Source organism: Sphingomonas sp. UNC305MFCol5.2, from assembly GCF_000712135.1.
Classification (GTDB): Bacteria; Pseudomonadota; Alphaproteobacteria; order Sphingomonadales; family Sphingomonadaceae; genus Sphingomonas.
The window spans coordinates 838591-864061 of sequence record NZ_JOOE01000002.1 but is presented as its reverse complement, the minus strand read 5'-3'; the positions used below and the strand labels follow the sequence as shown (position 1 = coordinate 864061).

Below are 25471 nucleotides of genomic sequence, written 5' to 3'. Positions count from 1 at the left end.
CATCCCCTCGGGCGTAAACGTTCCTTATAGTTAGCCGTCCGCGAGGCGCCTCCAGAGTGCCGCGGCGGCGCTGGAGAGACCGCCATGTTGATTCACCGCATTTCCGCCGCTACCCTCGCCGTCGCGCTGGGGCTCACCGCCGCCGCCTGCACCGAGGACGGCTATGGCTATTCGGGCGTTTCGGTCGGCTATTCCAGCGGCGGCTATTATGACGGGTACGACCCTTATTACCGCTATGGGCCAAGCTCGTACTTTGGCTGGTATGGGGACTATTATTACCCGGGTACCGGCTATTACGTGTACGATCGCTACCGGCGCCCGCATCGCTGGAACGACGGGCAGCGCCGCTATTGGTACGATCGTGGCCGCGAATGGCGCGGCGACCGCCGGGAGAATTGGCGCGGCTTCGACAACCGGCGCGGCGAACGGCGCGACTGGGATCGCGGCGACCGACGCGGCGACGGCCGCTATCGGCGCCACTGAGCTTTAGCCGCTCGCCGGCCGCCGCCGCATCAGCGCGAGCGCGGTGAAGCGCAGCACGGGCTCGTCGTGCTGGTTGAACGTGGTCATCTGGCTGCGCAGGCTGCCCATGTCGGGCCGGCTCTGCGACGGCCGCACGTCGAGCACTTCACTCTCGCAGCGCAGCACGTCCCCGGGGTGGACCGGCTTGAGCCAGCGCAATTCGTCGACTCCGGCGGCGCCGAGGCTCGCCTGGGGATGGACGTTCATCTCGGCCACGAACATCGACATGGTCATAGCGCAGGTGTGCCAGCCGCTCGCCGCCAGCCGCCCGAAATGAGTCTCCGCGGCCGCCTCGTCGGAGAGGTGGAAGGGCTGCGGATCGTATTTCGCGGCAAAGGCGAGCACTTCCTCGCGCGTCACTTCATAACGGCCGAAGCTGCGCTTCATGCCCACATGGATATCGTCCAGATACAGCATGATTTTAGTTTCGGATAGAAACTGAAACTTGGCAAGCCCTAGCGGATCGCGATCCTGAATACGGCGTCGGTGCCGTCGACGCCCGGTTTCGCCGGAAGGCCCATCAGGTCGCGCAGCAATGGATAGACGTCGACATTGTCGAACGCGGGCAGCGTGGCCGGACGGAAAGCGGGGCCATGTCCGATGAACAAGGCCGCCATTTCGGGGGAATAATTGTCATAGCCGTGATTGCCGCCCGCGAAGCGCTTCTCGGGTGCCTTCGCATTGATCAGCCATCCGGTTTCGGCGAGGCAGAAGATCGGCGGGATGCGGGGATTGGCGCCGTAGTGGAAGCGCGCGGGGATATCGCGCTTGCGCCAGCATTCCATATGGGCGTGCTTGCCCAGCAGCACCTTCTCGACCGCGGCTTCCTTGCCCGGCACGGGAGTCAGGCTGGCATAGGTTCCGGATTCGAACAGCTCGATATCGTCGAGCGGCAGCATCTGCCCGAGCACGACGACGCGGCTGCTCTGCGTCGGCGCCATACCGTGATCGGAAACGATCACCAGATTGGCGGGCTGGCCCAATGCGGCGAGGCCGTCGACGAGCTGTCCCATCCATTTGTCGACCTGCGCCACTGCTTCGAGCGTCCGCCCGTCGCTGGGGCCGAATTCGTGTCCGGCGCTGTCCACGACATCGAAATAGAGCGTCAGGAACCGCGGGCGCTTCGCGGCGGGGCGCCGCAGCCAGTCGAGGATCCCGTCGACCCGCTGCTCGCCGGTGATCGCCTGGTTGAATTCCGCCCAGTCCGCGGGACGCTCGCCGCCGATCGTTTCCCAATCGGTCGGCTTCTCCTTGCGCCCGCCGATCGCCACGTTGGAGCCGGGCCAGAACTGCGCCCCGGTGCGAATACCGGCGCGCTCGGCGTCGAGCCAGACCGGCTCGGCGGCGTTCCACCAGAAGGGATCGTCGGTGGCCATGGTGAAGGTCTCGCCGGGGCGCCTGGCGTCCTCCATCTTGTTGGCGACGATGCCGTGGCGATCAGGGCGCAGGCCGGTCACCAATGTCCAGTGATTGGGATAGGTCTTGCTCGGGAAGCTCGGCCGCATCGCCGCAGACGCGCCTTCGGCTGCGAGGCGCGACAGCACCGGAGTCACGCCGCGATCGAGATAGTCGGGCCGGAAGCCGTCGATCGAGATCAGGATCGTTACCGGCGCTCTGGTTTCCTGCGGGCAATCGCAGATCGGCCCCGTCCGCCCCGGCGTGCCCTTGGCGGGCGAGATCTGGGGAACGGCGGCGGTCTGGGCAGCGGCTGCCGGCAAGAACGCGCAGGCCTGGAGGGCGGCCAGGGCGGCGAGGCCCAGCTGGAAGGTCGAACGCATCGTCGATCCTTGCCATTCCAATGTTGCGGCGGGAAGTCTTGCCGGCCGACCGCAGCCGCGCGTGGATGGTTACGACCAGGGTGAGAACCTAAACGGCCCTTGATAAATTTCAGTCATCCCGGCCTTGAGCCGGGATCCCGCTTCCTCTGCCCGGCCTGAAAGCAGCGGGACCCCGGCTCAAGGCCGGGGTGACGAAGAAAGATGGGAATCCTCAACCTGGGCGGTCCGGGACCTCCTAGGCGAAGGCGCCGACCACTGCCTTGACCTCGAGGAATTCGGCGAGGCCGAACTTGCCGTGCTCGCGTCCGTTGCCCGATTGCTTGAAGCCGCCGAAGGGCAGGTTCGGATCGGGCTGGCCGCCATTCACATAGACCATGCCGGCGCGCAGCCGCGGCACCACGCGCTTGACGGACTCCGCGTCGCCGAACACCACTGCCGACAAGCCGTAATCGGTGTCGTTGGCGATGCGGACCGCATCTTCCTCGTCCGCGTACGGGATGATCGTGACGACGGGGCCGAAGATCTCCTCGCGCGCGATGGTCATGTCGTTGCGGACATTCGAGAACAGGGTCGGCTTGACGAAATAGCCGGTTTCCACGCCGTCTGGCCGGCCGGGACCGCCGGTCTCGAGCTTCGCGCCTTCCTCGAGGCCCTTGGCGATCAGCCCCTGGATCTTGTCCCACTGCGTCTTGTTGACCACGGGGCCGATGTGCCGGCCTTCCTCGGAAGGGTCGCCGGTCTGCGTGGCCTTCATGATCTCGGCCGCGATTGCCGCGACCTGCTCCTGCAACTGCTTCGGCACCAGCAAGCGGGTGGGGGCGATGCAGCTCTGGCCCGAGTTCAGCAGCACGCTGAACAAGGTGACGGGCACCGCCCTGCCGAGATCGGCGCCTTCGAGGACGAGCGCCGGCGATTTGCCGCCGAGTTCCTGGTGGACGCGCTTGACCGTGTCGGCGGCGTTCTTCGCGACGAGCACGCCGGCACGAGTCGAGCCGGTGAAGCTCACCATGTCGACATGCTTGTGCTGCGAAAGCGCGGTGCCGACGCCGGGGCCGTCGCCATTGACGAGATTGAACACGCCCGCCGGCACGCCTGCGGCATGCATCACCTCGGCGAAGATCGCGGCGCAGCCCGGCGCTTCCTCCGAAGGCTTGAGCACCATCGTGCAGCCCGCCGCCAGCGCAGGCGCGACCTTGGAGACGATCTGGTTGAGCGGCCAGTTCCACGGCGTGATCAGCGCGACCACGCCGATCGGTTCGTGGACGACGAGGCTGTTGCCGATCTGCTCCTCGAACTGGAATTCCCCGAGCGCGTGCGCGGCGGACTGCAGATGGCCGATCCCCGAGCCGACCTGCGCGGTCTTGGCCAGGCTCAGCGGTGCGCCCATTTCGAGGCTGATCGCCTCGGCCATGTCGGCGGCGCGTGTCTTGTACGCTTCTATCACGCGTTCGATGAGGGCGATCCGTTCGTCGACGCTGGTGCGCGAGAAGCTTTCGAAGGCGCGTCTGGCGGCAGCGACCGCCTTGTCGACATCGGCCGTCGAGCCGAGCGTGATCTCGGTGACGGGCGCTTCGGTGGCGGGATCGATCACCTCGTGGCGCGTACCGCCTTCGCTCTCGACCCAGGCACCGTCGATATAGTGCTTCAGATAGCTGCGCATCCCCGACTCCGATTCGAACTTGCGGTATGGCGCCTTAGATGGCGGGCACCGTCAATGGTTGCAAGCTGCAACGCATCGCGCGGAGGCCTGGTTCTATCCCGGAAGCACTTCGAATATCTCGCCGGCGAAATCGACGATGTAGAGGTTGCCGCCGCCGTCGAGGCCGAACGATACGAGCTGGTCGATCGTGCCGGCATCGGGCGCGAAATCCTGATTGCGGCGTTCGTAGCTCGACGAGGGGAACAGCGAGCCTTGCACGAGCGACGCGGCGGGAAGCGTCCAGATATTGCCGCTGATGAAATCGCCGAAGACATAGGCGCCCTGCAGCGACGTGACCGGGCCGCGATAGACATGTCCGCCGATGATCGATCCGCCTTCGCGCGGGCCGCTGCCATGGCCATATTGCGAGACGGGTGCCGTCAGCCCGGCGGGGGCGGTGCCGGTATAGGGCTGGGTGCCCTCGAGATAGTGCCAGCCGAAGTTGAGCCCGGGCTGATCGGTACGGACGAGGTCGAGCTCCTCGATCGCGCTCTGGCCGACATCGGCAACGATGATCCGGTTGCCGTCGAACGAATTGCGGAACGGGTTCCGGAGACCGAGCGCGAAGACATAGGGATCGCCGCCGCCGCCCACGAATGGGTTGCCCGGCGCAGCGACGAAGCCTGAACCACTCCGCGCAAGTCGCAGGATCTTGCCGAGCCGCGAATTGGGGTTCTGGGCATTGTTGTTCGGATCGCCCGCGCCGCCGCCGTCGCCCACCGCGACATAGAGATTGCCGTCCGGCCCCCAGGCGATCCAGCCGCCATTGTGATTGGCGTTCGTCGGATGCGGGATCGACAATATGTCGGTGCACCCGCCACTCGTTACGAAGCACCGGCGGGTGAAAATCGTTCCCGCCGCACCGGTCATGTGGATCATCACCTCGCTGGTGGTGGCAAAGTTGGGAGAGGGCGCGATCCCGAGTAGTCCGCGCTCGTTCTCGGTAGTGAGGTCGGTCACGCGGAAGGCCAAGGTCTTCACGCCGGTGGCGGGCGTCAGGAACCAGACCCCGCCGGTCTTCTCGGCGACGAGCACGCGGCTGTTGTCGCCCGGCACCGCCACGACGTCGACCGGCTGATCGAAGCCGGTGCCGACGCGTTTGACTGCGATCCCTTCGCGGCTGTTGGTCACGGTGACCTGCAGGTTGAGCGTACTGCTCGCCGTGCCGTCGCTAGCCGCGAGCTGGACGGTGTAGACATTGTTGCCGTCCGCGTCGGTCGGAAGCTCGAAATTGGGCGCGGCGACAAAGCTCAGCGCGCCGGCGGCAGTGATCGCGAAGCGCGCCGCGTCGGCGCCGCCGGCGACCGAGAAGGTGATCGGATTGCCGTCCGGATCGCTGGCGGTGGCCTGATAAGCGAGCGTCGTGTTTTCGGCGACGCTGGCGGTGGCGGCGGAAGTGAAGCTGGGCGGGCTGTTGGCAGGCGTCGGAGTCGGCGTGGGGGTTGCGCCACCTCCTCCGCCATCGCTGCTGCAAGCGGCGAGCAAGAGGAGCGAGCCGAACATCGCACGACGCATGACCGATCTCCCTCGACGCTCGCGTCGAACGCGACAAATGCCCGGTTCGTTCCGGATCAGCGCTTCTCGCGCGCGAGCCGGCTCATCAGGATCGCGCTGCGCTTGGCCTGAAGGACGATGCTGGGAATGTCGAGCCATTCGCCCTCGGCATGGAGCGTGCCGCCGCTCGGGCCCATGCCGGCGAGCGTGTCGGCATAGGCCGCGACGAAGCTCGAATCCGCCGCGCCGCGCTTGGCGGGCGCGAACTCGGCCATCTCCGGCAGGCCGAGATCGCGATTGGTCTTGTTGAGCCGGGCGAGGAGCGCGCGATTGCCTTCGGTCGGCGCCATCGGCGGGGTATTGTCCTGGAAGCTGAGCGTCGCCGAGGTGCCCGGCAGATGCTTGTCGACGATCGCCTGCATCTTCGCGCGCGCCGCGGCGTCCTGCTCGGGGGTGAGGCTGCGCAGGTCGCCGCGGGCGATCGCCGTCGCCGGCACCACATTGGTCTTGCCCGAAGCTGCGATGCGGACGCCGTCCTTGTCGATCGTCGCGGGGGTGCCGCCGCCGATCACGCCGACATTGAAGGTGAGGTTTTCCTCGATCAATTCGCTGCGCCATGCATCGAGAATGCGGGCGATCTCGTAGATCGCGCCATAGCCGGTCTCGGCGTTGAAGATGCCGCCGCCATGGCCGGTCTTGCCGGTGGCGGTGAGCGTCCAATTATTGGCGCTGCGCCGGGCCACGGTGCCGAAATCCTGCCCGCCCTCGCGCGCGAGATTCTCGAATTCGAGCGCGACGTCGGCCCATTTGCCCGCCTCGATCAGGTCGCGGCGGGCCACCGGGATCGGATCGCCGGTCTTCTCCTCGTCGCCGGTGAGCATCACCTTGATATCGGCGTTCTTCAGCGTGCCGGCTTTGTCCATCGCGCGCAGCGCCGCGAGGATCACTGCGATCCCGCCTTTGTCGTCGACCACACCGGGGCCGATCGCCTTGTCGCCCTCGCGGTTGAATTTCTGGAAGGGGGAACTTGCCTCGAAGACGGTATCGACATGCGCGATCAGCAGCATGCGCTTGCCGCGGCCATTGCCCTTGTGGGTGGCCAGGAAATGGCCGGCGCGGTGCGTTTCGGGAAGCTCGATCCATTCGACCTCGAAGCCGAGCGCTTCGAATTCCGGGCGCAGCATCTCGCCCATCGCGCGGACGCCGGCGAGGTTCAGCGTGCCGCTATTCCGGTTCACCATCCGCTCGAGCAACGTGAGCGTGCCCTCCGCATCGGCATCGACCGCCGCGGCGATCTTGCGCTCGGCGGTGCTGAGCTGGGCGGAGGCGGGCAAGGCGGCGGTCAGCACGAGCGCGCAGAGCAGGGAGCGGAACATGGGCCGAGGCTAGGTTGACGACCTCTCCGACGCAATCCCGCTCTCCTGCCGGACGTTTTTGTATCTGCTCCTCGGCGAAGGCCGGGGCCCAGTTGCGATGATATTTGAGAGGGTCGACCCAGTTCGCCAGTTCGTCGAACCTGGGCCCCGGCCTTCGCCGGGGAACAGCGCGCTTCAAACTGACTGGATCAAAGTCTATTCCAGTCCGAGCGCCGCCTTGATGTCGGCCCAGGCAGCGAGCTTGAAGTTCTGCGCGGAGGGCGCGTTCTGCCCATCCTGCGCCACGAACAGCCCGCCGGGGAAATCGGGGCCGAAATCGCCGGTCACCACGTCGATCCCGTCGGTCTCCTCAGTCGAGCCGACGCGGCCCTTGGTGATCCGGAAGCGGCCGACATAGCTTTCGTCGCTCAGGCGATAGACCGCATAGGCGTTGTCGCCCTGGCTCGACACCAGCAGATAGCCGCCATCGGCATCGCCTTCGGTCGCCAGCGCGACACCTTCGGTGTCGGCGACGATCTGGACGCCATCGGCTGCGGCGATCTTGACCGGTGCGGTGCTGCCGGCGGCGCGGGCGTCGAAGCGCCACAGGCCGACATCTTCCTCCGCGACGTAGAGCCGGTGGGTGCGCGCGTCGACGGCGCAGCCTTCGGACTGGGTCGCCAGCTTCATGCGGCGGACGATCTTGCCCGTCGGCGCGGTGCCCGAAAGATCGAGCGCAACCTGGTTGATCGTGCCGTCCTTGAGGACGTTGAACGCGTGGAGTGCGGTGCCGTCGCGATAGAGGCAGACGCCATATGCCTCACCCGCGCCCGCGGCGATCTTGCCGAGCCGAGTCAGCTTGCGCGTCGCCGGATCGAGCCGGAACAGCGCAAGCTTCGCGTTGAGCGGATCGTTGCGGTCGCTCGCCGCGACGATGATCCCGGCCGCACCCATGTCGCGCAGGTCGACATTGTTGACCCGGCCCGCGTCGAGGAACGACTGCTGACTGCCGGACAGGTCATAGACATAGAGTCCGGCCTTCTTGTCGGTACCGACGATCAGGCTCGCCGCCGGATCGGCGGGATTGCGCCAGATCGCGGGATCGTCCGCCGCATCGGCATTGGCGGTGCCGACCGCCGCCGTCTCGCCGCGCGCCTGCACCGAAGCGGTGGGCGCGGAGGAGAAAGCGGGGCGGGGCTCGCCGGCCGTGCAGCCTGCCGCCAGCAAGGGCAGCAGGCCGAACAGCATCCTTGCCTGATCGATGCGCATCAGAAGTTTACTCGGATGCCACCCGAATAGCGGCGGCCGAAACGTTCCCACTCGATCGTCTGGATGTCGCTGCGCGGGCTCGCCGTGCCGGTCGCGCTCAGCAAATTGCCCGGCTCCGAATAGCGGCGGCCCGGCTTGTTGAGCACGTTCGAGGCATCGACATAGATTTCGAAGTTCGGGCTGATCGCGTAGCGCGCCGAGATGTCCATTTCGTCGTCGGCCGCCCAATAGGTGTCGCCGGCATCGGCCAGGTCGTCGGCGATGCCGTCCAGCCAGGTGCTGCGGCGCTGATACTGGACGCGCACCGACAGGCCGTATTTCTCGTAATAGGCGCCGACATTATAGACCAGGTCCGAAGTGCCGGGCAGCCGCACCTTGCGTGCCGGAATCGTGCCGACCGCGGGCTTGGTCACTTCGCTGTCGTTCACCGTGACGTTAGCGCTGACGCCGAAGCCGCCCATCCAGCCGGGCAGGCCGAGATCGTCGGTCCACGGCTCGAGCTGGAACTGTGCGGCGGCTTCCGCGCCGAACACGCGTCCGTCGCCACCATTGGTGATGCCCGAAAAGGCATAGGCCGAACGATCGATGCCGTTGCTGTCGAGTGCGTTCGATCCGAACGTCCGCGTCTGGCGATACAGCACATCCTTGACCTTCTTGTAGAACAAGCCGGCCATCAGATAACCCTGCGGGCGCACATACCATTCGAAATATCCGTCCACGCCATAAGCGCGCTCGGGCTTCACTGCCGGGTTGCCGCCCGAGATCGACTGGGCGGTATCGCTCACCACCACGTTGGGGCGAAGCTGGTCGTAGTCGGCGCGCGCCGCGCCCGAGTTGAACGACAGGCGCAGCTTCTTGGTGTCGTCCAGGTTGTAATTGAAGTGCAGGCTGGGGAAAGCGAGCGTCTGGCTCGAGTCCGCAGTCACGGGCCCGGTCGTGGCGCCGACGGTCGCGATGGCCGAGCCGCGGTTCTTCAGATGCTCGATGCGCACGCCGCCGAGGATCGAGCCCCAGTCATATTTCACCGTGCCCATCACGAAGCCGGCGAACACCTGTTCGCGCACTTCGTAATTGTTCGCGGTGTTGGGCGTGAAGGCGAAATTGGCGCGCGCCGCATCGGACACCGTGCGCATCTTGTCGGTGTCGAAATAATGGAAGGTGTACCCCATCGGGATCTTGCCGAGGAACGAATCGTTCAGCGAGAACTGGTTGAAATTGGTGGGCAGGCCGACCGTGGCGAACTGGGCGGCGGTGTTGAGCAGGATCTGCTGCTCGTCGGCCACCTTGGTGCGCTGGTCGAACTGGAAGCCGATCTTGAATGTCGCTTCACCCCCCACAAACCCGGTCTCGCGCGAGAGGACGAGCTTGCCGGTATAGGCCTTGGTCGTGTCGATAGCGTCGAGAACGGTGAGCGACGAAGGCGGCTTGGTGAAGGTGTCGATATCGGTGACCGCTGCGCCGGCGGTGTAACGGGTCGGGCCGCTCAGCTGGAGCGTGTTGAACAGCGACAAACGCGAGAAATTGCGATCGCTGAAATCGTAGCTGACGGTCGGGCGCAGTGTGCGCGTACTAGGGCTGTCCCAGGCGATTTCGCCCACGACCGAGCGGTTGTCCTTCGATTCGGTGTAGTTCGCCACCCAGTTCAGGTTCCAGCCTTCGGCGAAGTCGTGATCGCCGGCCAGCGTATTGGTGAAGATCGACTGGCGGAACGCGCGCAGCGTCGAGCGCTGGCGGATGTCGATGCCGTAGATCGTGCCCTTTTGCGGCGTGTTGCCGATGCAGACATCGGCATAGCCGGTGGTGGTCGGCGTGGTATTCACCGTCGTTGGGCAGGCGGCGGTGTTGGCGACGAGATCGGCCTGGCGGTCGTCAAGGTCGAAGCGGTAATTGTCGCGCGCCTCGTCGTCGGTGAAGATCGTATAGATCGAACGCAGCGAGATCGTGTTGCTGTCGTCGGGTTTGTAATCGAGCCTGCCCGAGACCGACCAGTTGCGGCGCGTCAGGCGATAGAGCTTGTTCTCGGCCTCATGCGCCCAGAAGCGCGTTCCGAAGCCGGGGCGCGTATCCTGGGCCACGCGCTCGTAATCGGTCTCGAAATTGTCGGTGACCATCGCGCGCTGATAATAGCTGCCCGAGACGAGCACGCCGAGCTCGCCGCCGCCCACGTTGAAGCGGTCGGAAAGAACCGCCGAGCCTTCATATTGCTTGCGGTCGCCCAGCTCGGCGATGCCGATGCCGGCCTTGCCCGCGAAGTGGAGACCGCTGTAGTCGAACGCCGATCGGGTGATGACATTGACGTTGCCCGCCACTGTCTCGCCCGGCATTTCCGGAGTCACTGCCTTGGAGACGACGATCTGCGAAGCGATCGCCGAGGGGATCGAATCGAAGCGCGCGTCGCGGCCCTCGGGGCTCACTACGTTGATCCCGTCGAACGACAGGGTCGTCCAGTAATTGGGGGCGCCGCGCAACGAGATGTACCGCGCCTGGCCCTGATCGCGCTCGACGGCGACGCCGGGCAAGCGGCCGGTCGCCTGCGCGATATTCTGGTCGGGCAGGCGGCCGACGCCATCCGCCGCTGCGACGGTGATCAGCGAATCGGAATTCTTCTGCACCGCAAGCGCCGAGGCTTCCGATTCGGCGATGGGGCGCGAGCCTTTGACGACGATCTCGGCGCTTTCGGCGGGGCCCTGCTCGGTCTGCGCGAAGGCGGGTGCTCCGATTGCCAAAGCGACCGTGCCCAAACTCGCGGTCAGAAGAAATTTGAAGCCCGATGTCATAACGCCCCCGAATTGATCTGTTTGTTGGGGGCGGCTCTAGGGACGCCGTTTGACAGTTCGATGCGTTACGAATGACTCTTCGGCGTCAGAAAAATTACAATTGCGCAACGCAGCATTTTCGCCACGGTGGCGCAACGGAAAGGGCGTCCGGATCGATCCGGACGCCCCTCGATGTCGGTTTCGCGGGTGCGATTACGAGCTGTAGTACATGTCGTATTCGACCGGGCTCGGCGTCATCTCCCAGCGGGCGACGTCGGCGCGCTTGATCTCGACATAGGCCGCGATCTGATCCTTGGTGAACACGTCGCCCTTGAGCAGGAAGTCCATGTCCGCCTCGAGGCTGTCGAGCGCTTCGCGGAGCGATCCGCACACCGTCGGCACCTGCTCCAGCTCGGCCGGCGGCAGGTCGTACAGGTTCTTGTCCATCGGATCGCCCGGGTGGATCTTGTTCTGGATGCCGTCGAGGCCGGCCATCAGCAACGCCGCATAGCAGAGATACGGATTGGCGAGCGCGTCCGGGAAGCGGAACTCGACGCGCTTGGCCTTGCTGCCCGCACCATAAGGAATGCGGCACGAAGCCGATCGGTTGCGCGACGAATAAGCGAGCAGCACCGGCGCTTCGTAACCCGGGACCAGCCGCTTGTAGCTGTTGGTCGACGGGTTGGTGAAGGCGTTGAGTGCCTTGGCGTGCTTGATCACGCCGCCGATGAAATACAGGCACATGTCGCTCAGGCCGGCATAGCCGTTACCGGCGAAGAGCGGGTTCTTGCCATCCCAGATCGAGATGTGGGTGTGCATGCCGGAGCCGTTATCTTCCTTGATCGGCTTGGGCATGAAGGTCGCGGTCTTGCCATAGGCATGCGCGACCTGGTGCACGACGTACTTGTAGATCTGCATGCGGTCGGCGGTCTGCACCAGCGTGCCGAAGGTCAGGCCGAGCTCGTGCTGCGCGGCGGCGACTTCGTGGTGATGCTTGTCGCAGGGCAGACCCATTTCGAGCATCGTCGCGACCATCTCGCCGCGGATGTCGACGGCGCTGTCGACCGGCGCCACGGGGAAGTATCCGCCCTTGGCGCGCGGACGGTGGCCGAGATTGCCGGCTTCATATTCTTTGCCCGAATTGCCCGGCAGCTCGATGTCGTCGATCGCGTAATACGACGTCGAATAGCTGTTCTCGAAGCGGACGTCGTCGAACATGAAGAACTCGGCCTCGGGGCCGACATAGACGGTGTCGCCGATGCCGAGCGTCTTGAGATACGCTTCCGAGCGCTTCGCGGTCGAGCGCGGGTCGCGGCTGTAGAGCTCGCCGGTCGAAGGCTCGACGATGTCGCACACCAGGATCAGCATCGGCGTGGCCGAGAACGGATCGATCCACACTGCGTCCAGATCCGGCTTGAGGATCATGTCCGATTCGTTGATCGCCTTCCAGCCTTCGATCGACGAGCCGTCGAACATCAGGCCGTCGGTAAGCTCGTCCTCGCCGATCACCTTGGCGACCATGGTGAGGTGCTGCCACTTGCCCTTGGGATCGGTGAAGCGGAGGTCGATCCACTCGATCTCGTTGTCCTTCACCATCTTCAGGATGTCACTGGCCGAATTCGCCATCGTAAAAACCCTTTCGCTCTCTTTCGTCTGCCCACCGAATCGGGCAATAAAATTACTTTTGCGGGCGCAGCACTAGAAGGTTGCTGCGCCGCGTCAAATCGCGTTTTCGTTGCGCTCGCCTGTGCGGATGCGCAGCGCGGTCTCGACCGGGATCACGAAAATCTTGCCGTCGCCGATCCGGCCGGTCTGCGCCGCGGTGGCGATCGCCTCGACCACGCGGTCCGCCAGGCTGTCGTCGACCACGACCTCGAGCTTCACCTTGGGGAGGAAATCCACCACATATTCTGCGCCGCGATAGAGCTCGGTATGGCCCTTCTGGCGGCCGAAGCCCTTGGCTTCGGTTACGGTGATCCCGCTGACGCCGACCTCGTGCAGCGCCTCCTTCACTTCATCGAGCTTGAACGGCTTGATGATCGCTTCGATCTTTTTCACGTGTTCCCCCAACAGGAATGAGGCAGTCCCCGTAGCGCGCGTCTGGCAACATCCGTGCCAGAGGCAGAGTCGGGGATGCCCCTCGGGTCGCACGCCGCGCGAAGCTTAACAAGTGCCTGCCAAATGGGCAGCGGCGGAATGAATGCCTTATTCGGGGGCACGGCGCGGGAGTGAATGGCGGGCGTTGAGTACCGACATCCCCGCTCCCGTCGGGAGAGGGTGCGCAGACTTGGGTCCACTTCTTCGGCGGGGCTTAGGTTGAAGCCCCAAACAGGCCGCTGATATATTTCGTCATCCCGGCCTTGAGCCGGGATCCCGCTTCTTCTGCTCAGCCAAAGGCAGCGGGACCCCGGCTCAGGGCCGGGGTGACGTGAGTACTTCACTTTATCTCTGCTTGGCAGCAAGCTGTGCCACTTCTCCCACCGGCAGAAGGAAGGGGGATGCGGCTTCGCTATCAATAAGGCGGGTTGTGGAGTCCCTTGGGGCTGGTCGTGAAGATCTCGCAACCGGTCTCGGTAATGCCGACCGAATGTTCGAACTGCGCGGAGAGCGAGCGATCGCGGGTCACGGCGGTCCAGCCGTCATCGAGCAATTTCACGTCGGGACGGCCGATATTGATCATCGGCTCGACGGTGAAGAACATGCCCGGGCGCAGCTCGGGGCCGGTGCCGGGGCGCCCGACATGCACCACTTCGGGCGCATCGTGGAACACCTGGCCGAGGCCGTGGCCGCAGAAGTCGCGGACGACGCCGTAGCGGTGCTTCTCGGCATGGTGCTGGATCGCGTGGCTGATGTCGCCGAGATGGTTGCCCGGCTTCGCCTGCTCGAGCCCTAGCATCAGGCACTCATAAGTCACGTCGACCAGCCGGCGCGCCTTGATCGGCACGTCGCCGACCAAATACATGCGGCTGGTGTCGCCGTGCCAGCCGCCGAGCATCGGCGTGACGTCGATATTGACGATGTCGCCGTCCTTGAGCGTGCGCTCGGACGGGATGCCATGGCACACGACATGGTTGATCGAGATGCAGCAGCTGTGCGTGTAGCCGCGATAGCCGAGCGTCGCCGGCACACCGCCGCCCGCAATCGTCATGTTACGGACGATGTCGTCCAGTTCCTCGGTCGAGACGCCGGGCACGACGTGCGGCACCAGCGCGTCGAGGATCTCGGCGGCGAGGCGGCCGGCCTTGCGCATGCCTTCGAAGCCCGCCGGCCCGTGGAGCTTGATCGCGCCGTCGCGCGCCTGCGGCATGTCTTCGGTGACGGTGACATATTCGGTCATGGCGGACGATATAGGCGTTTGCACCGCGGTTTGCGAGGCTCTAGTCCGGGCAAATGAGCGAGCGCATCTGGACCGCGGCACTGGTGGTGATCGGCGACGAGATCCTCTCGGGGCGCACGCAGGACAAGAATGTCGCGCAGTTCGCGAGCTGGCTCAACGTGCAGGGCATCAGGCTCGCCGAAGTGCGGATCGTGCCCGATGTCGAGAGTGCGATCGTCGAGGCGGTCAACACGCTCCGGGCGCGCAACGACTATCTGTTCACCACCGGCGGGATCGGGCCGACGCACGACGACATCACCGTCGACGCGATCGCCGCGGCGCTGGGCGTTTCGGTCATCGTGCATCCCGAAGCGCGGGCAATGCTCGAGCATTATTACGAGACCCGCGGCGGCCTCACCGATGCGCGGTTGCGCATGGCGCGCGTGCCCGAAGGCGCCGACCTGATCCCCAATCGCATGTCGGGCGCACCGGGGATCCGCATCGGCAATCTCTTCATCCTCGCCGGCGTACCGCATATCACTGCGGGCATGCTGGACGCGCTTACCGGCACGCTCGAAGGCGGGCTGCCGGTGCTGTCGCGCACCGTCGGGGCGTGGGTCGCGGAGAGCGAGATTGCCGAGATGCTGCGCGAGACCGAGCACGCGCATGAAGGCGTGGCGATCGGCAGCTATCCCTTCTTCCGCGATGGGCGCGTGGGCGCGAATTTCGTCGTGCGGGCGACGGAGCAGGCGCTGATCGACACGACGGTCGTGGCGCTGATCGCCGGCCTGCGCGCATCGGGCAGGGAACCGGTCGACGGCGGGATCTAGCCTAATTCCCCTCCCTGCGAGGGAGGGGTTAGGGGTGGGTAGCGTTGGGCAGGGCTCGATGCCCTGCTCGACGCTCGGTGCCAGGCGAGGAGTTTTTTGGCGCGCAGACGCGCGCACCCACCCCCAGCCCCTCCCTGCAAGCAGGGAGGGGAGCTAAATGCCGAGGCGCTGGATCCGCCGTTATTTCGAGAGCGCGCTGATCACTGATTTGTAGAAAGTGATCGCGGGCCCGATTTCGCCCACCGGGATCCGCTCGTTGAGCCCGTGCGCGAAGCTGTCGCTCGACTTCATGAAAAGCGGGCTGACACCGTAGCTCGGCACGCCGCGCCCCCGGAACCACATGCTGTCGGTGGCGCCCGCGGACATTACCGGCACTACCGATACTTCGGGAAAGCGCGCGTGCACTGCCCTGGTGATCACCTTCATCAGATCGGGGCGCAGCGGCGACGCGTCGCTCGGCACCGATCCGCTCTCGACCTTGGTCACTTTCACGGTCGGATCTGCGATCAGCGCGGCGAGCTTCTCGCGCACCTCGGGGATCGGTGTGCCGGGGAATATCCGGCAATTGACGTTGGCGGTTGCGCGCTGCGGCAGCGCATTGGTGGCGTGGCCGGCATTGACCATCGTCGCGACGCAGGTCGTGCCGGTCTGGCCGACAAAGCCAGGATCGGCGCGCAGCATCGCGCGGGCCCGGGCATCCTCGGGATTGGCGGCGAAGCGGCGCATCGCGTCCGCGAGCGCGGGGTCCGCGGTCCGGGCGGCAGTGGCGGCCCAGCTCGCCTTGGTGATCTCGTTGACCTGGCCGGGGAACTCATAGGCCTCGATCTTCTGCAGCGCGGCGGCGAGCTGGTAGATCGCATTGGGCTTGCGCGGGGCGCTCGAATGGCCGCCGGGGTTGGTGACGCTCAGCTCGAAATCGGCATAGCTCTTCTCGGCTCCCTGCACGCCGAACATCAGCGGCTTGCCGCTCTCGTCGAGATCGCCGCCGCCGCCGTCGATGTTGAGCAGCAATTCGGCGTCGTGGAACTCGCCGGCGAGCGCGGCGGTGGTCTTCATCCCCGTCTCCTCGTCACCCGAGAATAGCATCACGATATCGCGGCCCGGCTTGAACCCCTCGCGCTTGAGCTGGATCATCGAAGCGACGAAGGTCGAGACGTCGAACTTGTTGTCGCTCGCGCCGCGCCCGAACAGATAGCCGTTCTCGACCACCGGCGTGAACGGATCGCGCTCCCAATCTGCCGGCTTCGCCTCCACCACGTCCATGTGCCCGGAAATCAGGATCGGCTTCGCGCCATTCTTCGCCTTGCCCGTGCCGCGATAGCGCGCGACCAGAAAGGCGGTGTCGCCGAGCCTCTCGACGCGGACGTCGGCGTCGGCGAACCCGCCCGCGACGAGCTGGGACTTCAGATAGTTCGCATAATCGAAGGTCTGGTTGCCCGGCCCCGCTACGCTGCGGAAGGCGATGCCGCGCTTGAGCAATTCGAGCGCCTGCGTCTCGGCCTGCGGATTGTTCCGCGCCTGCGCCGAACCGGCGGCGAGCGCCACTGCGAGGAAAACCGCGAGGTGGCGCATAAGGCGGGGCTCCGATCAAGAGGCTGGAGCGGGTGGGGGATATGCTCGTTATCCCGCCTTCGGCTCCACCGGATTAATTTCCGGATTTTCGCCAGTAGCGAGGCACAGCGCTTCGTCAATCCGCCGCTCCACTTTCAAGGAGGGCACCGCGGGCATTCGGGTCAGGCGATGGCGCGGTGCGGCTGACCGGCGCGCGAAGCCGGGTTGCCGCTGGCCTCGAGGCCTGTTGCACTATTCCCTGGCACCCTGCGGCGACCCGACCGGCGTCTCAAATTTCACCAGCAGCTCCGCTGCGGCTTTCTGGATCTTGGGGAGGTAGTCCGACCCTGCCAGTCGCGGGACGATATCGTTTCCCAGTGTGATGAGGTTCCGCATCCTCGTTGCCAGAGTGCGGTAAAAGCCCACCGCGGCAGGTGCGGGGATGCCCACTTGAACTGCCGCGCCTTCGGACGAAAAGGTGTCGATCAGGGCACTTGCGCCCTGGTAGAACGACACGATCGACATCGCCAATTCCTCTGACAGGTCGCCGATCGAGCTGGCCGATGCTTCATAGACCTTGAAATACCCCTCGCGGGCGGTGATCACGAAGGGATCAACGACCGCTTCCGGGGCATCGGGCGCAGCGTATAATTGGGCGTGATCCTCAAGAAGGCCGATATAGCCGTTCGCTTGGATCAATTGAACGATGGTTGCGATTTCCGTCGCCAGAGCGAGCCGAGTGGCTTTTCTGCGCCTGTGGCGCTCAAATTCGCCATAGCAAGCGGCGAATATGAAGGCGAACACTGCGCCCGCGAATCCCTCCAGCAACTCCGTTCCCCCCCACAAATGACAAAGGCAGGCCGAAGCCCGGTCCTGTCCTCACGACATAAGGAGGAAGCCGAGGCAGAGTGCCCGAAGGCAGACTGCAAGGTCGACCTTGACGTCGATCGTAATCGCCACCGTCTTTTTCGTTTCTGACTCTGGGGCGTGGTGCCACAATCCCTGCGCGCTGTGCAACGCCCGGGGGCAACCCGTTCGGCGCGGTCGCGCGCATCTCCCGCGGCCAATGACGAGTCGCCGCGAAGGTTGTCGGGACAAGGCCAGGTATGACAGTGCTGGAGCGGGCGAAGGGAATCGAACCCTCGTCGTAAGCTTGGGAAGCTTCTGCTCTGCCATTGAGCTACGCCCGCGCGGCAGCCCGGTTGCCACAGGGCGGGGCGGCCGGTCAATCCGCGAATGCGATGTCTGGCAAAGGGTGCGGCTTGACGGCTTTGCTCGCCGCAGGAGATGGAGGGGCATGATCCGTTGGCTCGCTTCGCTCTTCCTGCTGCTCATCGCAGTCCCCGCCGCGGCGCAAATCCCGCACCTGAAGGACGGCCAGCTGATCGTCGACGGCAAACCGTTCCTCATACTGGGGGGCGAGCTCGGCAATTCCAGCGCGTCGGAGCGGGAATGGCTCGGACCACATTGGGCGCGGCTCAAGGCGATGCACTTGAATACCGTGCTCGCGCCGGTGAGCTGGGAGCTGATCGAGTCGCAGGAGGGCCGCTTCGACTTCACGACGGTCGACTGGCTGATCGAGGATGCGCGCGCGCACGATCTGCGGCTGGTGTTCCTGTGGTTCGGCAGTTGGAAGAACTCGATGTCGACCTATGTGCCGGCATGGGTGAAGCGCGATGAACGGCGCTTCCCGCGCACGATCGGCGCCGACGGCAAGGCGCAGGAGATCCTCTCGGCCTTCGGCCCCGCCACCCGCGATGCCGACGCCAGGGCCTTCGCCGCACTGATGCGGCATCTGAAGCAGGTCGACGGCGCCCGGCATACCGTGATCATGATCCAGGTCGAGAACGAGATCGGCTTCCTGCCCACCGTGCGCGAGCGCGGGGCAGCCGCGGACGCGGCGTTCGCGAAGTTCAAGGGATCGGAGGAGGCATTCACCGCCGACGCTTATGCGCGCTTCACCGAAGCGGTGACGCGCGCGGGCAAGCGCGAATACCCGTTGCCGATGTACGTCAACGGCGCGCAAGGGCGTCCGGGCAAGCTGCCGGGAGAGTATCCGAGCGGCGGTCCGCTCGCGCATCTGATGGACGTGTGGCGCGAGGCGGCACCGTCGCTCGATTTCCTCGCGCCCGACATCTATTTCCCCAACTTCGCCGACATCGTCGCGGGCTATGTCCGGCCCGGCAATCCGCTGTTCGTGCCGGAGGCGAACAATGCCGGCGATCCGCGCGCCGCGGCCAATGCCTTCGGCGTGATCGCCCGGCATCGCGGCATCGGTTTCAGCCCGTTCTCGATCGAGAGCGTCGACGGCGCCGGCGCGGCGAAGCTGGGCGGACTATATGGATTGCTGGAGAGCATGGCGCCGGAGATCCTCCGCGCCCAGGCGACCGGTCGCATCCTCGGTTTCTCGCCGCCGGTGACGTTCGCGGGGGCAGTGGACGAAACGCCGCAGATACAGACGCTCGGTGGCTATCGCTTCACCGTCAGCTTCGTCGATCCGTGGACGCCGAAAGACAAGCAGGTTCCCGCGGAGCATGGCGGGATGATCCTGTGGCTCGGGGGCGAGGACTATCTCATTGCCGGGACCGGGATCACCGTCACCGTCGAACCCGCGGACGGAAAGGGGCGTGCCGGGCTCGATCGGGTCGAGGAGGGCAGGTTCGTCGACGGGAAATGGGTATCGGGGCGCGTACTCAACGGCGATCAGACGCATCAGGGGCGTCATGTCCGGCTGCCGCCCGATACACAGGGCGTCCAGCGCGTGCGGCTATATCGTTACGGCTGAGAAGCGACCAAAAAGCCGCTCGCGCGTTGCGGCGACATGCAGAATCTCTGGTTCATCACCAATCCCAATTCCGGAACCGCCACCCGCGCCAAATGCGAGGCCCTCGAGGCATTGTTCGAAGAGAGCGGGCTCGAGCTGGCCGGGCGCACCGAATTTCCCGAGCAGAAGCTGCCCGAAGCAGCGAAACTCGATGGCGCCGGGGTCGACACGGTGGTGCTGTTCGCCGGCGACGGCACGATCAATGCCGCACTCTGCGCGCTGGAGACTTGGGAAGGCGCCTTCCTCATCCTCCCCGGCGGCACGATGAACCTGCTCGCCAGGGGGCTGCATAGCGAGACCGATCCGCACAAAATCCTCCACGCCGCGCGCACATGCGATCGCCGCGTCGCGCTGCCTTATGTGCAGGCGGGCAGGCATCGCGCCTTTGTCGGACTCATCCTCGGCCCCGCCGCTTCGTGGTTCCGCGCGCGCGAGGCGATGCGCAGCGGCACCTTCCGGCGGCTGATCGCCGCGGCGCGCGGGGCCTTGCGCAAGACTTTCGGCGAGCGCGGCATCCGCGTCGAAGGCGCGAAGGGTCTCGGCGATCACTATCAGGCGGTGTTCGTCACTCCCGATCTGCGCGGACTCGAGGTCGCCGCGGTCGACGCGCGCGACTGGAAGTCGATCGTCCAGCTCGGCTGGGAATGGCTGAGCGGCGACTGGGTCGCGGCGCACGCAGTGAGCGAGGCGTGGACCGAGGAACTGCGCGTGCGCGGCGGCAAGCCGGTGCTGGCGCTGTTCGACGGCGAACCGGTGACGCTCGCCCCGCGCGTGCCGATCCGATCGGGCAAGAGCCTCGAAACGTTCATCGCCACCCGCAAGGACGAGGAGGTGCCTGCGACATGACCCGCTTGTTTCACGTCAGCGACGTCCATTTCGGGCGCGAGGATCGCGAGGCGATCGATTGGTTCGGCCGCAAGGTGAAGGAAGAGCAGCCGGATGCGGTGATCATGACCGGCGATCTCACCATGCGGGCCCGATCGCGCGAGTTCACTGCCGCGGCGAAATGGCTGGAGAGCCTAAGGCGGCCGGTGACGGTCGAGGTCGGCAATCACGATCTGCCTTATTTCAACCTGTGGGCGCGCTTCTTCACGCCGTACAAACGCTACCAAGCGCTCGAACACATGATCGAAAAACCGCTCGACGTGAAGGGCGTGAGCGTCGTGCCGCTCAAGACCACTGCGCGTTTCCAGTGGCGGCTCAATTGGGCGAAGGGCTATGTCAGCGCGCGCGCGCTGCAGGAATCGCTGGCGCTGGTGGAGGCGGTGCCGAAGGACGACCTGGTCTTCGTCGCCGCGCATCACCCGCTGGTCGAGGCCGGGACGATGGCCACGTCGATGACGCGGCATGGAAGACGAGCGCTGGAGGCGCTGGCGACGGCCGGCGCGCACGCGGTGCTCACGGGGCATGTCCACGATCCGTTCGACATCGCGCATGAAGTGGACGGGCGCACGGTGCGGTTGATCGGTGCGGGTACTCTCTCCGAGCGCGTCCGGGCGCATCCGCCGTCGTTCAACGAGATTCGGATCGACGGCGCCAGCTTCGAGACGGTGGCGCGGTTCAAGGGCGAGGGGAGCGTGGCGCTTTAGGAATCTCGTCATCCCGGCCGAAGTGCCGGGATCCACCGTGCGGCGAACGACACCCTCGACGCCTCTCGTCTCTTCCCAAGCGGCCTGGTGGACCCCGGCACAAGGCCGGGGTGACGTTGAAGATGCAGAGGCGTCAGCTCCGCGTCAAATCCTGTCCGAACACCAGCAGGTTCCCGTCGGGCGCCATCACCATCAATTCCCGCTGGCCATAGATCTGGTCGATCGGGCCGTAGATGTCGCCGTCGTTGAGCAGCGGGATTTTTGGCCGCAGCTCCTCCGCGACCGCATCGACGTCGCGGACGTCGACATAGTAACAGAAGCGGCGATTGCCCGGCGGAGCGCCCTCGTCACCGGTATTCTCCTTCAACCGGAACGCCGCAGTCTCGCGCTGGACATAGGCATAGCTGCCCTGGCGGAAGCGGCACTCGAACCCGAGGATATCGGTGAAGAAGCGTACCGCCGCATCGATGTCGGGCACATGCATGAAAGGCGTGATGCGAAAGAGGTTCGACACAGGCGCCTCTCCCGTGTCGGCGATATCCGAGCCCGTCATGCCGCGGTAGTGAAGTTCCATGCCTCGCTCCCTCCGGCCCAACATAGCAGCGGGATGGGGAAGGAAGGGTGTAGGAACGCCGTTAAGCGCGGAACAACCCTAAGGGGCCGCGGCCGCCGGTGCTCCATGTCGACCAGTTGGGGAAGACATAGGGCATGTCGGCATCGCTGACGCCGTGCCAGCGTGCGATCGCGCCGATATATTCCTCCTGCGCGACCGCGGGAATGAAGCGGCCTTCGTTGCTGACGTCCTGCAGGCCACCGATCACCGGATCGGGATAGGCACCGAAGATGCCGCCAGGAGTGACGTTGCCGCCGACGACGAGGTGGTTGCTGCCCCATGCGTGATCGGTGCCGTTCTGGGCATTGCCTTTGAAGGTGCGGCCGAAATCGCTCATCGTGAAGGCGGTTACGTTCTCGGCCATGCCGATCGACTGCATCGCGCGATGGAAGCCGGCGAGTGCCATGGCGAGCTCGCGAAGCAGGTTCGCATGCGTGCCGGTATCGTTGTTGCCGCCGTTCACCTGGCCCGAATGATTGTCGAACCCGCCCTGGCTGACCATGAAGGTCTGGCGGTCATGGCCGAGCGTCGAGCGCGCGTCGATCATCCGCGCGACGCGCATCAGCTGGCGGGCGACGTCGCTGGTGAGCGCCGCACCGGTATCCGGATTGACGAAATAGCCGTCGAGCGCGCTGGCTGCGCTGATGATCGTATTGGCGGTGACCGCCTGGCCATAAGCGCCGTTGATGTCGCGCGCGGTCGTCTCGGTCATCGCACCATAGGCCGCTCCGCCGGCAAAGGCGTCGATGCCGGCGTTCTTCGCCTGATTGGCGGCGCTGCCGCCGGTGGTGTAGCCGCTGCGGGCGAGCGTGCCAGTGGACGGCAGCACCAGTGCCGCGCTGGTCCGGCCGATCGTCGCGAGATTGGAGCCCGCGAGCGAGATCATCGACGGCGTCGAGGTTGCGGTCATGCGGTCGGTCATGCGGCCCATGAAGCCGTCGATGCTGACGTCGCGCGCGCGCAGACCCTGCCAATGGGCCTGCTCGTCGGAGTGGCTCATCAGGTTGGTCGGACGCAGATCGGGGCGCGACTGATAAGCCGCCTTGGTGAGCGGCGCGAACAAGGTACCGGCGTTGAGCACCAGCGCGAGGCTGCCTTCGTCCCAGAGCGGGCGGAGCGCCGACATCGACGGGTGCAGGGCGTAGGCGGCGTTGGTCAGCGGGGTCAGCGCCGGCGCCTTGATGCCGACCGAGCCGCGCGAGGCGAGATAGGTGGTGTGGCGGGCATCGGTGGGGATCACCATGTTCCAGCCGTCATTGCCCCCGAACAGGAACACGCCGACCATCGCGCGATAGCTGCCATTGGGGGCGGCCATCGCGCTGGTGCGGCCGAGCTGGCCCATGGCCGCCAGAGCGCCGGTGCCGGCGACGAGGCGCGTGAAATCGCGGCGGGAAAGGGACATCTGTATTCCTTACCGGTCGACGAGGAAGAGCGGGCTCGATGCCGCGATATAGAGCATCATCTGGGCGCGCTTCCGCGCCTGGATCAGCGGGTCGGCATGCGTGATCGCAGCGGCCGCGGCCTTGAGTGCATCCTTCTGCGTCTGGGTCAGCGTGTTCGCGAACATCAGCAGGTCGACCCGCGCGACCATCGAGTCGAGATCGGTGCCGAACGCTTCCCATCCGCTCCACAGCGGCTGGGTCAGAGACGAATTGGGCAGCCCTGCGTCGAGCGCGAACTCCGCACGGGTGGCGTCGCCGCCGATCGTCCAGTCATAGACGAAATTGTGCCAGCGCAGCACGTTCGAGGTGTTGAGCAGCTTCGACGCCGGGCTCTTCAGCGTAATGCTGCCGGGCAGCGGATAATCGGTCGGGTAGAAGTTGAACACCGAAGGCGCACGCATCACCGGCTGGCCCATGCTGGTGTCGCGATTGACGAAGACATAGCCGTCGGTGGTGAACCCGATCACGCGGGCGAGGCCGGCCATCAGCAGCACCGGCTCCTTGACCTTGCCCGAGGCTGCGCCGGGTGCGCCCCGCGCCTCGGCGTCGGTCAGGATCGCGCGGACCACGGCCTTGAGGTCGCCGCGCACGCCGCTGCCGTTATTGGCGAACACCGCCGCCACGCGGCCGACATAGGCCGGGGTCGGATTGGGCGTCACGAGATGGGCGATCAGGAACTTCGCGACGAAGGGGGCGGTCGAGGCATTGTTGAACGCGGCGTCGACGACCGCGGCCACGCTGGCTTCCTGCGTCGCGCCGGCGGCCACCGAAGTGCCGAGGAAGGACTTGGCGGTGTTGTCGTACCGCGTCGGCACCGAGATCATCGGCTGCGAATAATCGCGGGCGTTGCCGTCGGTGATCGCCGCGCCGCCGAGGCGGGCATAGGTCCAGCCGGTCAGCGCGCGGGCGACGCCGCGAATATCTTCGGAGGTGTAGTTGGGTTGGCGGGCACCGGTCGCGTCGAGCTTTGGCGTGCCGTCCATGTTGAGCTGGTCGGGGCCCATCGAGAAGAGCTGGAGGAACTCGCGGGCATAATTCTCCGACGGCGCCGATTTGTTGCTGTCGGCCATGTCGAGATAGTCGCCCATATAACCGAGCATCGTCGCGCGGGCGAGCACGTCGCGGAAATTGCCGAAGGCGTTGTCGAGGAAGATCTGGTTGAACGCAGCGATGCCGGCGGCCGAATTCACTTCGGCTTCCGAGGCCACGACCATCTGGCCGAGCGCGAAGGCGACGCGCTGGCGGAGCTGATCGGGCGCCATCACGGCATCGGCATAGAAGCGCATCGCGGCGGGCGTGCGCGAGAAATGCTGGCGGGTGCAGACGGTGTCGCCGCTGGTGCAGAAGTCGCGCCGGACCTCGACGGCGAGATCGGAATAGGTGCTTCCGGTGGCGGCGAACTGCTCGTCGAGCCAGCCGTTGACGCCGAGCTCCTTGATCCGGGCGACGAGTGCAGGCGTGGGTCCGAAGCTCGCCTGTTTGGCGAGCCGCGCGGCGTCGCCTTCCGTGAAGGTCGGTGTAGGGGTGGGTGCGGGCGTGACAGAGACCACGCCCCCGGCGGACGTGCCGGTGCTGCTGCTCCCGCCGCCGCAACCCGCAAGCAACGTGACAAGCGCTACGCCGAGCGCAGCCGATACGCGTGGTCCAAACACTGGATAATCCCCCGCCGCTGCGCCCCGCGCAACCTGCACCCTTATGCATAGAGGGGCGTGGTTAATCCGACAACGTGTAGAAATACCTAAGGAAATTTTAGCCAGAGCTTCATTCCTCGTCGGGCGATCCGCTTGCGGCTCTGATCGGTGAAAGCGTACGAGCCCATTGACTTCCACATCTGCTTGTCATAGATTTCTGTCATGACAGAAATTAAAGATAACAGCGCAATGCTCCCGACTGCCGTCCAGCAGTTCGTGCTGCATTGGGGCGAGATGGGCAGCCAATGGGGCGTCAACCGCTCGGTCGCGCAGATCCATGCCTTGCTCTATCTCAGCGATCGGCCGCTCAATGCCGAGGAGATCAGCGAGACGCTGCGGATCGCGCGGAGCAATACCTCGAACAGCCTCAAGGAATTGCTCGGCTGGAAGCTGATCCGGCGCGTGCCGGTGATGGGCGAGCGCCGCGACCATTATGAGGCCGAGGTGGATCTGATGCAGATGCTCACCCGGATCGCGCAGGGCCGCAAGGAGCGCGAGATCGATCCCGCCGTCGCGGCGCTCCGCATATGCACCGACGAGGCCAAGGCCGATCCGCGGATCAGCCGAGTGGCGCGCGAGCGGATCGCGGCGATGCACGACTTCGTCGTGACGGTCGACGACTGGTACCAGCAAATGATCGCGATCCCGCCCAACCGGCTGATGCTGTTGATCAAGATGGGCAAAAGGGTCCTGTCGTTCCTGCCGGGAGGGCGTTCCAAGGAGAGCTGAGTGGAAGGCGGCC

The 25471-nt window shown here is 65.6% G+C and carries 21 protein-coding genes and 1 tRNA gene; 6 read left to right on the top strand and 16 right to left on the bottom strand.

Features of this window, described 5'->3' with window-relative positions:
* Window positions 1–84 precede the first annotated feature (84 nt).
* Window positions 85–483, top strand: coding sequence for a hypothetical protein (locus BR78_RS0111370; protein WP_025560671.1), 399 nt, complete (start codon window positions 85–87; stop codon window positions 481–483).
* A 3-nt stretch (window positions 484–486) separates the two neighbouring features.
* On the opposite strand, the gene BR78_RS0111365 is transcribed toward BR78_RS0111370, so the two are convergent.
* The 10 genes from BR78_RS0111365 to map form a co-directional block, all read right to left on the bottom strand.
* Window positions 487–939, bottom strand: coding sequence for a MaoC family dehydratase (locus BR78_RS0111365; RefSeq protein WP_025560672.1), 453 nt, complete (start codon window positions 937–939; stop codon window positions 487–489).
* A gap of 38 nt (window positions 940–977) precedes the next feature.
* Window positions 978–2300, bottom strand: a complete 1323-nt coding sequence (locus BR78_RS0111360) for an alkaline phosphatase family protein (protein ID WP_025560674.1) — start codon at window positions 2298–2300, stop codon at window positions 978–980.
* A 235-nt stretch (window positions 2301–2535) separates the two neighbouring features.
* Complete coding sequence (locus BR78_RS0111355) at window positions 2536–3960, bottom strand: aldehyde dehydrogenase family protein (protein ID WP_025560675.1); 1425 nt, start codon at window positions 3958–3960, stop codon at window positions 2536–2538.
* Window positions 3961–4053: 93 nt separating this feature from the next.
* The gene (locus BR78_RS0111350; protein WP_051683303.1) at window positions 4054–5514 is read right to left on the bottom strand and encodes a PQQ-dependent sugar dehydrogenase; all 1461 of its coding nucleotides are present in this window, start codon (window positions 5512–5514) and stop codon (window positions 4054–4056) included.
* Between the two features lie 56 nt (window positions 5515–5570).
* A complete protein-coding gene (locus tag BR78_RS0111345) occupies window positions 5571–6869 on the bottom strand; it encodes a M20/M25/M40 family metallo-hydrolase (protein WP_025560678.1) in 1299 nt (432 codons plus the stop codon).
* 195 nt (window positions 6870–7064) lie between these two features.
* Complete coding sequence (locus tag BR78_RS0111340; protein ID WP_025560679.1) at window positions 7065–8117, bottom strand: phytase; 1053 nt, start codon at window positions 8115–8117, stop codon at window positions 7065–7067.
* Window positions 8117–10843: a TonB-dependent receptor gene (locus tag BR78_RS0111335; protein WP_231478234.1), complete on the bottom strand. Its 2727-nt coding sequence runs from the start codon at window positions 10841–10843 to the stop codon at window positions 8117–8119. Before BR78_RS0111335 ends, BR78_RS0111340 begins: the two co-directional genes overlap by 1 nt.
* A 243-nt stretch (window positions 10844–11086) precedes the next feature.
* Window positions 11087–12499: a type I glutamate--ammonia ligase gene (glnA, locus tag BR78_RS0111330; RefSeq protein WP_025560681.1), complete on the bottom strand. Its 1413-nt coding sequence runs from the start codon at window positions 12497–12499 to the stop codon at window positions 11087–11089.
* Between the two features lie 93 nt (window positions 12500–12592).
* Entirely contained in the window at window positions 12593–12931 is a 339-nt protein-coding gene (locus tag BR78_RS0111325) for a P-II family nitrogen regulator (protein ID WP_025560682.1), read from the bottom strand.
* Between the two features lie 454 nt (window positions 12932–13385).
* Window positions 13386–14210: a type I methionyl aminopeptidase gene (map, locus tag BR78_RS0111320; protein ID WP_025560683.1), complete on the bottom strand. Its 825-nt coding sequence runs from the start codon at window positions 14208–14210 to the stop codon at window positions 13386–13388.
* Between the two features lie 53 nt (window positions 14211–14263).
* On the opposite strand from map, the gene BR78_RS0111315 reads away from it, so the two are divergent.
* Window positions 14264–15019: a competence/damage-inducible protein A gene (locus BR78_RS0111315; RefSeq protein WP_025560684.1), complete on the top strand. Its 756-nt coding sequence runs from the start codon at window positions 14264–14266 to the stop codon at window positions 15017–15019.
* Window positions 15020–15199: 180 nt separating this feature from the next.
* Here BR78_RS0111315 and BR78_RS0111310 read toward each other — a convergent pair whose 3' ends face one another.
* The 3 genes from BR78_RS0111310 to BR78_RS0111300 all read right to left on the bottom strand — a co-directional run bounded on the left by BR78_RS0111310 (window position 15200) and on the right by BR78_RS0111300 (window position 17760).
* Window positions 15200–16591, bottom strand: a complete 1392-nt coding sequence (locus BR78_RS0111310; protein ID WP_025560686.1) for a M20/M25/M40 family metallo-hydrolase — start codon at window positions 16589–16591, stop codon at window positions 15200–15202.
* A gap of 231 nt (window positions 16592–16822) precedes the next feature.
* Window positions 16823–17398 (bottom strand): hypothetical protein, encoded by a 576-nt coding sequence (locus BR78_RS0111305; protein ID WP_025560688.1) that lies wholly within the window; start codon window positions 17396–17398, stop codon window positions 16823–16825.
* Between the two features lie 288 nt (window positions 17399–17686).
* Window positions 17687–17760: transfer RNA gene (locus BR78_RS0111300), tRNA-Gly, on the bottom strand.
* A gap of 107 nt (window positions 17761–17867) precedes the next feature.
* Between BR78_RS0111300 and BR78_RS0111295 the strand changes: the two genes are divergently transcribed.
* Genes BR78_RS0111295 through BR78_RS0111285 form a run of 3 tightly spaced genes read left to right on the top strand, consistent with a single transcriptional unit; the run spans window position 17868 to window position 20983 of the window.
* On the top strand, window positions 17868–19355 hold the full coding sequence (locus BR78_RS0111295; protein WP_025560689.1) for a DUF5597 domain-containing protein: 1488 nt from the start codon (window positions 17868–17870) through the stop codon (window positions 19353–19355).
* Window positions 19356–19391: 36 nt separating this feature from the next.
* Window positions 19392–20240, top strand: a complete 849-nt coding sequence (locus tag BR78_RS0111290) for a diacylglycerol/lipid kinase family protein (protein ID WP_025560690.1) — start codon at window positions 19392–19394, stop codon at window positions 20238–20240.
* Entirely contained in the window at window positions 20237–20983 is a 747-nt protein-coding gene (locus BR78_RS0111285) for a metallophosphoesterase family protein (RefSeq protein WP_025560691.1), read from the top strand. The genes BR78_RS0111290 and BR78_RS0111285 overlap by 4 nt, the downstream gene beginning before the upstream one ends.
* Before the next feature lie 133 nt (window positions 20984–21116).
* Here the strand turns inward: BR78_RS0111285 and BR78_RS0111280 are convergent, their stop codons facing one another.
* The 3 genes from BR78_RS0111280 to BR78_RS20950 all read right to left on the bottom strand — a co-directional run bounded on the left by BR78_RS0111280 (window position 21117) and on the right by BR78_RS20950 (window position 24690).
* Window positions 21117–21557 carry a bleomycin resistance protein gene (locus tag BR78_RS0111280; RefSeq protein WP_025560692.1) on the bottom strand — a complete coding sequence of 147 codons (441 nt, stop codon included), beginning with the start codon at window positions 21555–21557 and terminating at the stop codon, window positions 21117–21119.
* 61 nt (window positions 21558–21618) lie between these two features.
* Window positions 21619–22998 (bottom strand): DUF1501 domain-containing protein, encoded by a 1380-nt coding sequence (locus BR78_RS20955; RefSeq protein WP_025560693.1) that lies wholly within the window; start codon window positions 22996–22998, stop codon window positions 21619–21621.
* A gap of 9 nt (window positions 22999–23007) precedes the next feature.
* Window positions 23008–24690, bottom strand: coding sequence for a DUF1800 family protein (locus BR78_RS20950; RefSeq protein ID WP_081855734.1), 1683 nt, complete (start codon window positions 24688–24690; stop codon window positions 23008–23010).
* A 228-nt stretch (window positions 24691–24918) separates the two neighbouring features.
* On the opposite strand from BR78_RS20950, the gene BR78_RS0111265 reads away from it, so the two are divergent.
* Window positions 24919–25458, top strand: a complete 540-nt coding sequence (locus tag BR78_RS0111265; protein WP_231478233.1) for a GbsR/MarR family transcriptional regulator — start codon at window positions 24919–24921, stop codon at window positions 25456–25458.
* The last annotated feature ends 13 nt before the right edge of the window (window positions 25459–25471 follow it).

Excerpts from the sequence above, each read along its gene's own strand:
- BR78_RS0111370 (WP_025560671.1), top strand. The coding sequence starts at position 85 with ATGTTGATTCACCGCATTTCCGCCGCTACCCTCGCCGTCGCGCTGGGG.
- BR78_RS0111365 (WP_025560672.1), bottom strand. The coding sequence starts at position 939 with ATGCTGTATCTGGACGATATCCATGTGGGCATGAAGCGCAGCTTCGGC.
- BR78_RS0111360 (WP_025560674.1), bottom strand. The coding sequence starts at position 2,300 with ATGCGTTCGACCTTCCAGCTGGGCCTCGCCGCCCTGGCCGCCCTCCAG.
- BR78_RS0111355 (WP_025560675.1), bottom strand. The coding sequence starts at position 3,960 with ATGCGCAGCTATCTGAAGCACTATATCGACGGTGCCTGGGTCGAGAGC.
- BR78_RS0111350 (WP_051683303.1), bottom strand. The coding sequence starts at position 5,514 with ATGCGTCGTGCGATGTTCGGCTCGCTCCTCTTGCTCGCCGCTTGCAGC.
- BR78_RS0111345 (WP_025560678.1), bottom strand. The coding sequence starts at position 6,869 with ATGTTCCGCTCCCTGCTCTGCGCGCTCGTGCTGACCGCCGCCTTGCCC.
- BR78_RS0111340 (WP_025560679.1), bottom strand. The coding sequence starts at position 8,117 with ATGCGCATCGATCAGGCAAGGATGCTGTTCGGCCTGCTGCCCTTGCTG.
- glnA (WP_025560681.1), bottom strand. The coding sequence starts at position 12,499 with ATGGCGAATTCGGCCAGTGACATCCTGAAGATGGTGAAGGACAACGAG.
- map (WP_025560683.1), bottom strand. The coding sequence starts at position 14,210 with ATGACCGAATATGTCACCGTCACCGAAGACATGCCGCAGGCGCGCGAC.
- BR78_RS0111315 (WP_025560684.1), top strand. The coding sequence starts at position 14,264 with ATGAGCGAGCGCATCTGGACCGCGGCACTGGTGGTGATCGGCGACGAG.
- BR78_RS0111310 (WP_025560686.1), bottom strand. The coding sequence starts at position 16,591 with ATGCGCCACCTCGCGGTTTTCCTCGCAGTGGCGCTCGCCGCCGGTTCG.
- BR78_RS0111295 (WP_025560689.1), top strand. The coding sequence starts at position 17,868 with ATGATCCGTTGGCTCGCTTCGCTCTTCCTGCTGCTCATCGCAGTCCCC.
- BR78_RS0111290 (WP_025560690.1), top strand. The coding sequence starts at position 19,392 with ATGCAGAATCTCTGGTTCATCACCAATCCCAATTCCGGAACCGCCACC.
- BR78_RS0111285 (WP_025560691.1), top strand. The coding sequence starts at position 20,237 with ATGACCCGCTTGTTTCACGTCAGCGACGTCCATTTCGGGCGCGAGGAT.
- BR78_RS0111280 (WP_025560692.1), bottom strand. The coding sequence starts at position 21,557 with ATGGAACTTCACTACCGCGGCATGACGGGCTCGGATATCGCCGACACG.
- BR78_RS20955 (WP_025560693.1), bottom strand. The coding sequence starts at position 22,998 with ATGTCCCTTTCCCGCCGCGATTTCACGCGCCTCGTCGCCGGCACCGGC.
- BR78_RS0111265 (WP_231478233.1), top strand. The coding sequence starts at position 24,919 with ATGCTCCCGACTGCCGTCCAGCAGTTCGTGCTGCATTGGGGCGAGATG.